General features: G+C 30.3%; 13 protein-coding genes. 2 read left to right on the top strand and 11 right to left on the bottom strand.

What is annotated here, in order from left to right:
- The 3 genes from SVN78_05285 to SVN78_05275 form a co-directional block, all read right to left on the bottom strand.
- Window positions 1-932: ATP-dependent Clp protease proteolytic subunit (locus tag SVN78_05285; GenBank protein ID MDY6821016.1), on the bottom strand; the 932-nt coding region annotated here is incomplete at its 3' end.
- Window positions 925-1,587: a tRNA (guanosine(46)-N7)-methyltransferase TrmB gene (gene trmB / locus SVN78_05280; GenBank protein ID MDY6821015.1), complete on the bottom strand. Its 663-nt coding sequence runs from the start codon at window positions 1,585-1,587 to the stop codon at window positions 925-927. The genes SVN78_05285 and trmB, both read right to left, overlap by 8 nt.
- Before the next feature lie 3 nt (window positions 1,588-1,590).
- A complete protein-coding gene (locus SVN78_05275; protein MDY6821014.1) occupies window positions 1,591-1,785 on the bottom strand; it encodes a DUF1858 domain-containing protein in 195 nt (64 codons plus the stop codon).
- Window positions 1,786-1,878: 93 nt separating this feature from the next.
- Between SVN78_05275 and rpmB the strand changes: the two genes are divergently transcribed.
- A complete protein-coding gene (gene rpmB, locus SVN78_05270) occupies window positions 1,879-2,070 on the top strand; it encodes a 50S ribosomal protein L28 (GenBank protein ID MDY6821013.1) in 192 nt (63 codons plus the stop codon).
- A gap of 81 nt (window positions 2,071-2,151) precedes the next feature.
- Here rpmB and SVN78_05265 read toward each other — a convergent pair whose 3' ends face one another.
- Genes SVN78_05265 through SVN78_05235 form a run of 7 tightly spaced genes read right to left on the bottom strand, consistent with a single transcriptional unit; the run spans window position 2,152 to window position 9,456 of the window.
- Window positions 2,152-3,192 (bottom strand): AI-2E family transporter, encoded by a 1,041-nt coding sequence (locus SVN78_05265; protein MDY6821012.1) that lies wholly within the window; start codon window positions 3,190-3,192, stop codon window positions 2,152-2,154.
- Between the two features lie 14 nt (window positions 3,193-3,206).
- A complete protein-coding gene (locus tag SVN78_05260) occupies window positions 3,207-4,475 on the bottom strand; it encodes a DUF4147 domain-containing protein (GenBank protein MDY6821011.1) in 1,269 nt (422 codons plus the stop codon).
- Window positions 4,450-5,142, bottom strand: coding sequence for an SAM-dependent methyltransferase (locus SVN78_05255; GenBank protein MDY6821010.1), 693 nt, complete (start codon window positions 5,140-5,142; stop codon window positions 4,450-4,452). The genes SVN78_05260 and SVN78_05255 overlap by 26 nt, the downstream gene beginning before the upstream one ends.
- A 3-nt stretch (window positions 5,143-5,145) precedes the next feature.
- Window positions 5,146-6,411, bottom strand: coding sequence for a serine--tRNA ligase (gene serS / locus SVN78_05250; GenBank protein ID MDY6821009.1), 1,266 nt, complete (start codon window positions 6,409-6,411; stop codon window positions 5,146-5,148).
- A gap of 15 nt (window positions 6,412-6,426) precedes the next feature.
- A complete protein-coding gene (gene bamD / locus SVN78_05245; GenBank protein ID MDY6821008.1) occupies window positions 6,427-7,215 on the bottom strand; it encodes an outer membrane protein assembly factor BamD in 789 nt (262 codons plus the stop codon).
- A 10-nt stretch (window positions 7,216-7,225) separates the two neighbouring features.
- Window positions 7,226-8,536, bottom strand: coding sequence for a 30S ribosomal protein S12 methylthiotransferase RimO (rimO, locus tag SVN78_05240; GenBank protein MDY6821007.1), 1,311 nt, complete (start codon window positions 8,534-8,536; stop codon window positions 7,226-7,228).
- The gene (locus tag SVN78_05235) at window positions 8,533-9,456 is read right to left on the bottom strand and encodes a bifunctional riboflavin kinase/FAD synthetase (protein ID MDY6821006.1); all 924 of its coding nucleotides are present in this window, start codon (window positions 9,454-9,456) and stop codon (window positions 8,533-8,535) included. The genes rimO and SVN78_05235 overlap by 4 nt, the downstream gene beginning before the upstream one ends.
- Window positions 9,457-9,571: 115 nt before the next feature.
- Between SVN78_05235 and SVN78_05230 the strand changes: the two genes are divergently transcribed.
- Window positions 9,572-9,892, top strand: a complete 321-nt coding sequence (locus SVN78_05230) for a hypothetical protein (protein ID MDY6821005.1) — start codon at window positions 9,572-9,574, stop codon at window positions 9,890-9,892.
- 165 nt (window positions 9,893-10,057) lie between these two features.
- Here the strand turns inward: SVN78_05230 and SVN78_05225 are convergent, their stop codons facing one another.
- Window positions 10,058-12,022 (bottom strand): acetate--CoA ligase, encoded by a 1,965-nt coding sequence (locus SVN78_05225; GenBank protein MDY6821004.1) that lies wholly within the window; start codon window positions 12,020-12,022, stop codon window positions 10,058-10,060.
- Between the last annotated feature and the right edge of the window lie 78 nt (window positions 12,023-12,100).

Raw genomic sequence — 12,100 nt, 5'->3', positions numbered from 1 at the left:
TATAAACCTGATGCTAAAGCTATAATAGCTGACAATGTTAAAAGGCCAAAAGATGGGACAAAAACCTCTGCAATTACTAGTGCAATACCAGCTAAAATTAAAAGCAGAGCCAAATAATTTATTGGAATTATACTGATACCAATTAAAAATAATATAATACAAGTAATGCCCAAAGCTGCAAATATAAACGTTCCTGGCATCTTAATTTCAAGGAAGATAGCCAATATCCCTGCTAATAATAGTAGTACAATAATATTTGGATCACTTAGGAAAAAGGCTATTTTTTCTAACGAGGTTGTTTTAATGGGTTTTAATTCGTATTCTTTCCCATAATTATACTTTTTATTAACAAATTTTGCCAAATCTCCTATATTATTTGTAACATAATCTACTATTCCCTTTTTTAGTGCTTCACTACTTTTTAAACTCAATGACTCTGCAACCATCTTTTTGGCTATTTCTTCATTTCGGCCTCTTTTTTCAGCTATTGCCGATATAAACGCCAACGTATCCTGAATAATTTTCTCTTTCATATCGCCTTCTATATCCTTACCAGTTAAGTTCACAGGATGGGCTGCCCCTATATTTGTTCCTTCAGCCATTGCAGCTACATGTGAAGCAAGTACTATGAATGTACCAGCTGAACCAGCCCTAGCACCTTGAGGGTACACATATGTAACTATAGGGCTTTCGGATTCTAATATTAATTGAACTATATCCCTTGTTGCATCAAGGAGCCCACCAGGAGTATCCAATTTAATTAATAAAATGCCCTTATTTTCTTCTGCTATTTTTATTGATTTCTCAATATACCTATATGTAAAATGGGTTATAGCGCCATCTATAGTTATTGTATAAAAGGTTTTAGCAAAAGATATGCTAGTGGAAAAAATACTAATAAATAATATAAATAAAATTATTCTTTTAATCATCTATAATAAGTTTAAAGAAAAAGACACCCTTTTCTTTGCCAAATTTCCTATAATATTTAGTCTCATAATAATTATCTAAATAATTAATATACATGCTATTATAAACACTCTTAAATAAACTATGTTCTAAGGTATTTTTTATATTTTCTGCATAATCCTCAAAATCTGTTACTATAAATAGATAACCCTTGGGAACAATTTTTTGCTCAATCAATTTTATAAAATCTTGATTAATTAGTCTTCTTTTATGATGTTTTCTCTTAGGCCATGGATCTGGAAAGTTAATAAATAAATTATTGATTAAATTATCTTTCAATAGTTTTATAAAAAAAAGGGCATCATAGTGAATGATGCGAACATTTTCTAGATTATTCCTCTTAATCCTTTTAACAGCCTTTATAAATACCTTCTTTACTATTTCAAAACCTAAATAGTTTTCATTTTTGTTTTTTGAGGCCATATAGGTAATAAACTCACCATTACCAATTCCAATCTCAATATTTAAAGGCTTATTATTCCCAAAAATATCTAATGTGTCTATCTCTTCATATTTAACATAAGGATCAATTTGTGACTTTATTTGATCTGATAACATATACATAGAATCAGTAAAAGCAAAGTCAAATTTTTTCTTATCTACTATATAAGTATTCATAATTTATTTACAAGCCTCATTTAATTCTTTTATAAGTTCATCAACATCAATACCATGCATTATTGCCCCCATCTCAAGAGTTTCATTTTCAATCCCTAAACATGAGGCACAACCCATATTGAATTTTTCAAAAACCTTAATACTTTTTGGACAATTCTTCAAAATCATTGCAATAGTCTGGTTTTTATCTATTTTCATTTATACCTCTAATAAAGCTTGATTTAATATGAATAATATGATAACAATTTAGACGATTTTTACAAGTTAATAATTTCTTAAAAGGAGGCAACAATGGCAAATAGATGCGATATATGTGGCAAAGGACCTAGATCAGGTAATACTATAAGTCATGCCCATAATGTTAATAAAAGAAGGTTTATGCCAAATATACACAAAATTAGGGTTTTAAATGACAACGGAAAGGTTGTGTATAAAAAAGTCTGCACGAAATGTTTAAAGGCAGGTAAAGTTGTTAAAGCATAGCTTATTTGAATAGTATTGCCTTAATATCTACTTTTCTATATAATATTATTTCTTTAACAAAATATCGTTCTTAGTATAAGCCTAGGATTTCAGAGAAGAAATTATTTTATTCAGCCAGATTTTAATTGCTGCAGCAATAGGCAGTGAAAATATCATCCCAGCAATACCAAGCAATGAACCACCTGCAAGCAATGAGAAAATTACAGCTGTTGGATGAAGCCCTAACTTATTACCAACAATTTTAGGTGTTATGTAGTTTGACTCAATTATTTGCACAACTGTAAAACCAATAACTACAAATAGGGGATGCCAAATATCAAAATATTGTAAATAAGCCAAAACTAAAGATGTGGCAAAACCAACAACAAAACCAAGATATGGTATTATTGAAAGCACTCCTGCAGACAGACCAACTATAAGTGCAGGTTTTAAGTCAACTATCAATAAAACAATTGAATAGAGCACTCCTAGAATAAGAGCAACAATTATTTGCCCTCTAAAATAACTACTTAATATCTCATCAAATTCTGATAAATATTTTCTTACATTAAAATTAGAATTCTCCTCAATTGTCTTTATAACGCTTTCTGTTACATATTTATAATCTTTTGCAAAGTAAAATATAAGTATTGGAACAATTGAGTATAAAACAATAGTAGTGATAATACTTTTAAGAGAATAGGTGATTTTTCCGAGCGCTTTATATGCTACGTTAGTTATTTCACCAGTTTTACTAGCAATTAAATCTTTAATCCTATCTGTCGATATGTCTACCCCAAAATGTGACTGAACATTATTTATCAAAAAAGACAATCTATCAATGTAGTAAGGTACATCTTTCGCAAAAGCAGACAACTCGTTATAGATTAAAGGCGTTAGCAATAGAAATAATCCAACAATAAAAGCAGTAATAAATAAAAATATAGATATAATAGAAACGCTACGGGGGATTTTATACTTTTCAGCTCCACTAATAAGCGGATCTAATAAATAAACTATAAAAAAAGCAAGGGCAAAGGGAGTTAATATGTTATTAATTTTAAATATAAAATAAGCTATTAAAAACAAGAAAAAAATAGATATAAGGGTCTTTAGTTTGATCTCCATTCTAAGTTCACTCATTTTATCTAAACATATTATTTGATTAACAGGAGAATTACATCACAAACATTAGTGCCTGTTGGTCCTGTTATAATATGCCCCCCAACTTTTTTGAAAAAGTTATATGAATCATTATTATATAAAAACTCCTCTATTGATATTCCGCACTTTTTCGCCCTCTCTAAGAGGCCTTTAGATATTATTGCACCTGCTGCATCAGTTGGACCATCTAAACCATCTGTTCCAAAAGCAGCAACATAAATTTTGTAATCAAATTCTGATAATTCATTTAATGCTGACAAAGCAAGCTCTTGATTTCTACCACCTAGGCCATTACCTTTTACAAATACTGTAGTTTCCCCTCCAAAAATATATAACCTATCTTTCATGTTTTGACTACTTACATATTCTCCAATAGAAGTTATAAATTTACCAGCCTCTGATGCTTGCCCCCTTAATGTGTTTGTTAATATCTGAGCATCTAAACCAAATTTATATGCCATATTTTTTGCAGCTATCAAGGCATCATGATTACTTCCTATTATAAAATGTTCTAATTTATTCTCTACTATTTTATCCTCATAAGTTATCAAATTTATAATATCTTTACTCAATACTTTTTCCAACGAATATTTTTTTAAAAGATTTAAAATATTTAAGCTTTCTTTTTTATAATAAAGGGGGGCTGAGCCTATAGTTTCAACTTTATCGCCTAAAACATCAGAAAGAACTAAAACTACACCACTGCAATTAATATAATTATTTAATTTTCCGCCCTTTACCGAAGATAATCTCTTTCTAATAGAGTTTAGTTCTTTTATATTTAGACCTTTTTTAAGTAAAATATTTGTGATCTCTTTTATATCCTCCAATGTTAATGGATAAACAGGCTTTTCTAATAAAGCCGATGTGCCACCACTTAATAAATATATTATGAAATCATCACTTTGTACTTTTTCTAAATATTCTAACAACCTTTCTGTTGCCTTAATAGTTTTCTCAGTTGGTAGTGGATGGCTACCAACAAGTACTGAAATATTATCTATAGATTCATAGTAATTTGAGATTATAACGCCCCCGCTAACCTTATCACCAATTAATTCTTTAATAGCTTTAGCCATAATTACTGAGGCTTTTCCACTACCTACAAGATGCACTTTTTTATATTTTGATAAATCATATGCCCTATTATTAATAGTCAAAAAATGATTTTTATAATTAATCTTCTCAAAAATTAACTTATCAGGCTTAACAGCCTCAATTGTAGAATGTACTATTTTATTTAACAACTCTAGCGGTTCCACCCTTACCCTCAACTACAATTATAAAAGGCACTTTAGGCATTTCTTCTAAATCCTTCTTTATATCATTAATATAACCCCTTATTGTTTTCTCTTCTCTAAGCCCTAAATTATATGAAATCGATAATCTCTTACCCTTTATAATATCTAATTCACTGACTAACTTTTTCATAACATAGGGCCTTTCTATAAAAACCACAGTTTCATAGGCCTTGGCAATTCTTTGAAAAAATATCCTCCTTTTGTTTTTAATTCTTGGTGGATAGCCAAAAAAACTAAAACTTTCTGCATAAAAGCCAGAAACTGATAATCCAGCAGTTATACTTGATGGCCCTGGCACAGAAATAATAGTAATATTTTCCTTATAACATAGATCTACCAAATCATATCCTGGATCAGCAACACAAGGCGCCCCCGTATCTGAAAACAAACATGATATTTTATAACTTTTAATATTGTTTAATATATTTAACTTATCAGAAACAGTTGAGTGCTCATTTAATAACATATATTTTTTGTCCCTATTCTCCAATAATGAAAAAATCTTAAAGACAGTTTTCCTTTCTTCACCAACAAATAATTCAGCTAAATTTAATATGTCCAATAAATATTTAGAAAAATAAACTCTTTTTAGATCTAAGGGCAAAGCGGCTATATAAAGCTTTGACATAACCTAATTAATACTCTCTAAGCCGCCTAAATATGGTCTCAGCACATGGGGTATCTCAACTGAACAATCTTCCCTTTGGTAGTTTTCCAATATAGCCAAAAAAGTTCTTCCAACAGCAAGACCTGAACCATTCAAGGTATGTGCATATTTTACCCTAGAGGATTCATCCCTATATCTAATAGATGCGCGTCTTGCTTGAAAATCTTTAAAATTGCTACATGATGATATCTCTTTATAACAATTTTGCCCTGGCAACCATACCTCTAAATCATAGGTTTTTGAGGCTGAAAAGCCAATATCACCACTACACAAAGTAACTACTCTATAATGCAAACCTAGTTCCTGCAACACTGATTCACTATCTATTAGAAGTTTTTCTAATTCCTCATTTGATTTATCTTCACTTACAATCTTTACCAATTCTACCTTATTAAATTGGTGTTGCCTAATTAATCCTCTAACCTCTCTACCATATGAACCAGCTTCTCTTCTAAAACAGGGAGTATAGGCAACATACTTTATTGGCAAATCACTGTATTTTAAAATTTCATTAGAGGGAATATTTGTAAGTGGCACCTCAGCAGTTGGTATTAGATATAAAGAATCTCTCTCACATTTAAAAAGCTCTTCTTCAAATTTGGGTAGTTGACCTGTCCCAATCATTGTATTTTCATTTACTAGTAAAGGTGGAAATACCTCCTTATAACCATTTTTAGAATGTAAATCTAACATAAAATTGATAAGTGCACGTTCTAATTTCGCTCCTTGATCTAAGTATAAAGCAAATCTAGACTTTGCTAATTTCGCAGCCCTATTAAAATCAACTATATTTAAATCTTCTGTTATATCCCAATGTGGCTTTGGTTTAAAAGAAAATTCTGGTTTTTCACCGTATACCTTTATAACCACATTATCATCTTCACCCTTTCCGATAGGCACATTATCATCAATAAGGTTAGGTAAATTTAGGAGCATTTCTTTAATCTCATCTTCTATGGTTTTTAATTTATCATCCAAATGTTTTATCCTGTCAGATAACTCTTTCATCTTTCTTGTTATTTCACCTAAATCCTTGCCCTCTTTCTTTAATCTACCAATCTCTTTAGATCCTGCATTTCTCTGCCTCTTAAGATCATCGGTCTCTTTTTTTAGTTCTTTTTTAATCTCTGCAAGCTCACACAATCTATTAAAATCAAAATCTATGTTGCGGGCCTTAGTCTTTTTCTTAACTAACTCAATATTATTAATCACAAAATTCAAATTAAGCATATTTTAAACCTACTATTATGATTTATTTTTTAACTCATTAAGTATATTTATTAATTCCTCTGCATACTTTTCATTACCCTTTGTATTCTCTAATAATCTATTTAGCAATCTAACAACATCCTTACTGTCACCACCATTATTTGCTAAATATTCGCTATATCTAAGTAGTGCTTTTTTATATGTCTCAGTATCTCTATAATGCTTAAAGATATACTTCAATCTATTTACCGCCGCTTTTTCATGGCCTGTTCTAAAATAAAAATTGGCAACATAAAGCTCTTTTTCAGCTAGTTTATCTCTCAACCCCTGAATATATTTATCAACATTCTTTTTTTCAGCAAACTCTGGATATTTATTCTTTAATTTCTCAAAAGCCTCAATTGCATCCCATGTAGTTTTTTGTTCTCTATCAAAGGTTTTAATCTCATTGTAATGTGACATTGCCAGGTTATATAAAACCATGGGAGCCTCTTCATGGTCAGGAAAATATTCTAGAAATTGATTATATGATGGTATTGCCTCTAAGTAATTTTCATCCTTAAAATATGCATTCCCCAAATACAACTGGGCTTTTGCTGCAACAGAAGGCGTTTCTGCATATTTAATAGCATCCTCTAACATTTCTGCAGCTAGTCTATATTTACCATCTTCATAATGCTTAATACCTTGGTTTAAGTACACCTCAGCATCACGGCCCCTAATCTCTTTAGTTCCACATCCTATGATGAGTGAACTTGTAGTAGCTATAATTATTAATAGATATATATATTTTTTTATTATTAATTTATTACGATAAAATAACATCTCTCACCTCTTAGTTATTATTATAATGGGCTGTAACAAAAATATCAGGGTAATCAAAATTATCAATAACAGCATTATAAGGCCCATAGGTTTTTAGCCTACTATCCTTATCAAACTTTATATAACACATGCCATCAATTTCAGGTGATTGCATAAGAGTTCTTCCAACAAAAATTTTTTTCTTACTATTATAATCCTCAATAAAAACCTTGGTATTAACACCTATTAGATTATTAAATTTTAATGTAGTATTTCTCATTTGTAAAGAATTTAACGCATTAATTCTTTCATTAACAACAGTTTTTTTAACCCTACCTTTCAATGAATATGCAGAAGTCCCCTCCTCAGCGTAAAAAGGAAAAACTCCAAGCCACTCTGGCTTATATCTCTCTAAAAAATCTATATTTCTTTTAAAATCATCCTCTTCTTCTCCAGGAAAACCCACTATAATAGTTGTTCTTATAGTTAACTCAGGAAGTTCTGTTCTTAGTTTTTCAAATAATAAATTTAGTCTATATGAATCAATCTTTCTATTCATTGCCTTTAATATTTTATCGCTTGTATGTTGAATTGGGACATCCAGATACTTTATAATTTTTTCATAGTCTTTTATTTGGTTAATCAATCTATCGTCTATACCATCAGGATTTACATATAACAATCTAATAAAAAACTCTTTATCAATTTTATTTAATTCTTCTAATAAATCGGTAAGCTTTTCTCTTCCGTATAGATCGATACCATACTTCGATATATCTTGAGCTATTAATATTATCTCCTTTACACCTAATAATAAAACATTTTTTACATTTTGTACTATTTTATTAATATCTAAACTTTTTAAACCACCCTTGATCATAGGTATCATACAATAGGAACATCTATTATCACATCCATCGGCTATCTTAATAAAGCTATAATATGGCAAATGGGTATGCAGATAATGTGGATTATTTAAAGATTTATGTGCATTTTTTTTATCAATACTGATTAAGTAATCAACTAATTCATTAAAACAGTTCACCCCAAATACTTTATCAATCTCTGGTATAAGATTATGAATCTCATTAATATATCTTTCTATCATACAACCAAAGGCTATCAATTTCCTGTTCTCATCCTTATATTTAGCTAACTCAAGGATTCTATCTATCGATTCTTCAACAGCTGGTTCAATAAATCCACAAGTATTTATAATCATAACATCTGATTCATCAATTCTATTGGTAATTTTAAAGTTTACCTTAGTTAATAAATTTACAAGCTCCTCAGTATCTGCACTATTTTTAAAACAACCCAATGATTCTATGTATATATTCATCTTAATTTCTCTGACTTTAATATATCTAATATTGTTGTCACATCCTTTCTTATTTGATTTGATAAAGATTGAAAATCATCAAATTTTTTTTCACCTCTAATATATCTTATTAATTCTACCTCAACAAATTGATCATAAAGATCGCCTGTAAAATCTATTATATGTGCCTCGACGCAGACAAAATTGTCATTAACAGTAGGTCTCCTGCCAATATTAATCGCAGCTGGATAATATTCTTTGTTAATTTTGACCCTTCCCGCATATACTCCAAATTTTGGCAAAACCTCATTGTCTGTTTTTATGTTTGCCGTTGGAAACCCCAAGAGCTTGCCTATACTTTTACCACTAATTACATTGCCCTCTAAACTATAAAACCTTCCAAGCATCTTATTAACTAGCTCAAGCTCCCCTTCTAACAAAAGATTCCTAATGTTTGTGCTAGAAACTAGCATATCATTAATAATTACCCTATCAACAACATCTATAACAAAACCATATCTTTTAGAAAACAACTTTAGTAGTGTAACATCGCCGCTATTTTTCTTGCCAAATCTGTAATTAAAACCGACAGCAATAAATGCCATATGTAATTTATTTAAAAGAACTTCTTCAACAAAAACATCAGAAGGCAATGAAACTACTTCGCCAAAATCAAGTATAAACATATAATCAATATTTAATTTCTCAACAAGCTCTATCTTTTTTCTCTCAGTTGTTAGAATCTTCACATCATAACCAAAATATTTTAATGGATGTGGACTAAAAGTAATCACTGCACTCTTTATATTATTATTCTTCGCATAGTTTACTGACCTTTTAATAACCTCTTGATGTGCAATATGGACACCATCAAAATTTCCAATAGAAATTGCTAAGGGTTCAATACTGTTATAATCAATCAGTCTTCTAATTATTTTCATTGTAAAAGAACATAATCAAAATAACATATATTATCAACTATATATTTTTGCTAGATTTAATAAAAAATAATTTGGCTATTTTTACTCCTCTATATAAATATTATCAACAAACAATATGTATAATGAAAATGCAAATATAATAAAAAATACTGATGCTTCAAAAATAATTTCAGATTTATTAACTGATAGCTATAAACGCTTAAATGATGTTGAAGAATATTACAAAGATTATAAAGATATTAATGTGCCTCTAATTGCTTTTATTAGTAGGTTGGGTTTATTATTGTGGGGACCATTTAATCCTGAAATTAAAAGTTCAGATGTTACATTGGGTGGAACCTACTTAAATTTAGGGCATCTTGATATATATATTGGCACAAATGCTTTAGAAAATGTTAACATACCAACAATTAAATGGCTAGATAATAGATATTAATACTACTATATATTTAGTCTTTTATAAAATAGTGGGCTAATATATTCATTTTGTGCCCAAAAATAGTTGACCACTATATTTTACACCACTTTAGCTTACTAAAACAAACTCAATTTTTTTCTAAATATTTTCCAAAAATAAAGAATTGCAAACTCTATCCCTTAATTAATCTTTACTTTTTACAATTTTAGTTATTATCTCAATACTTTCTGGATTTTCTAAACCTGTTATGTCACTTTCTATATTTCCTTTTTCAATTATTTCTCTTAATAACCTCCGCATTATTTTACCGCTAGGGGTTTTTGGCATCACTGGTACATTTAAAATATTTGCTGGCACAGCTATTTTGCTAATTTTTTCAATAATATTATTTATTATCTGCTGTTTAATTTTTTCTTCGTCATATCCTTCTTTTATAGTAACAAATATAACAGGAACAGAGCCCTTCACTACATCTGCAGTGCCCACAACTGCAGCTTCAGCTACGCCATCAACCTCTGCTGCTACACTCTCCACCTCCATTGTGCTTAATCTATGGCCAGCCACATTAATGACATCATCAGTTCGAGCCAACACCCAATAATGGCCGTCATTATCCTTTATTGCTACATCATATGTAAAATAGGCACCTTGTACTTGACTAAAATATATTTTTAAATATCCCTCATGATCCTTCCAAAGTGTCCTCACAAGCATTGGAATGGGTTTCCTCATAATTAAATTGCCAACTGTCATTGGTGGGACTGATTTACCATTCTCATCAACAATATCCATGTGAGCCCCTAAAAAATTAATACCACAAGAACCCGGTTTCATTGGTGTTAGCCAAGCAGCTCCAGCTAATGGACAACCAGCTGTTTCAGTTTGACCATAAGTATTATTAAGGTAAACATTTTTATTACATATTTTATCATATAACCACCACCATGCTTCTGGATTCAAAGGTTCTCCAACGAAAGCAATCACATCAAGCGAAGATAAGTCATAAGGCTTAGCTATGTCTTCACCAAATTTCATAAGCAGCCTTGTAGCTGTAGGAGTAGACCACCACTTACTTATCCTATATTTTTCAATAATCTTATATACCCTATCATGGGTAGGGTAATCAATTGAACCTTCATAAAAAACAGTAGTAACTCCATTAGAAAGAGCCCCTGCTACCCCCCAAATATGCATTGTGAGCCATCCAATATCAGCCATACACCAGAATATATCATCGGGATGTAAATCCAAGTGGTATTTTGCATAGACATAGTTGTTTATTACAAATGCATTCCCTGAATGAACAACCCCTTTTGGTTTTCCTGCAGTGCCGCTTGTGTAGAAAACCAAACCAGGTTCATTTGCTTCTATTAATTCTGGTTCGTAGCTACTTCCTACATTTTTCATCAAATCATCCCACCAATAGTCTCTGCCTTCTTTCATATCAACATCATTTCCCGCCCTTTTTACAACTATACATGCTTTGATCCCTGTGATATCATTGAGTATTAAATCAGCTCTTTCCTTTAGAGGTATAAGCCTACCTCTTCTATAACCACCATCAGCTGTAATAAAAACTTGGGGTTCAAAATTAATTAATCTATCTTTTAATGCATTTGGTGAAAACCCTGAAAATACAGTATTAAACAATACTCCCATACGATAACATGCTAAGATAGCAATAACAGTTTCTGCAAAATTTGGCAAATAAATAGCAACACGATCTCCTTTTTTTAGACCAAAGCTTTTTAAAACATTGCAAAATTTATTTACCTCGCAATAAAGCATTCTATAAGTATAAAATTTAGTTTCATAATTTTCTCCTTCCCATATAAGTGCAAGTTTATTCCCATAACCTCTTTCTAGATTAATATCCAACATATTATAAGCAGGGTTAGAGATACCACCAACAAAAAATTTAAAATTGGGCAATTCACCCTCTATTGTTTTCTCCCATGGATGATACCAAAATAATTCACTTGCCACATCAGCCCAAAAATCCTCTGGTCTATCCCATGACTTTTTTAACAACCTATTAAATTCTTGCAAGCTACCAATATTTGTTTTTTTCTGTTTATTTTTATCTGGAATAATAAGTTTACTTTCTTTAACCATTTTTAATTCTTCAGCTCTTATTTCACTAGACATTTTTACCTCCTAGAGAATAAAATATATTACATTATAATACTATTATAAAAATATATTATAGTCAATAGTAAAATATAG

It is taken from the genome of Deferribacterota bacterium (assembly GCA_034189185.1).
Taxonomy (GTDB): Bacteria; Chrysiogenota; Deferribacteres; order Deferribacterales; family UBA228; genus UBA228.
This window is presented reverse-complemented; position numbering and strand designations above follow the sequence as displayed.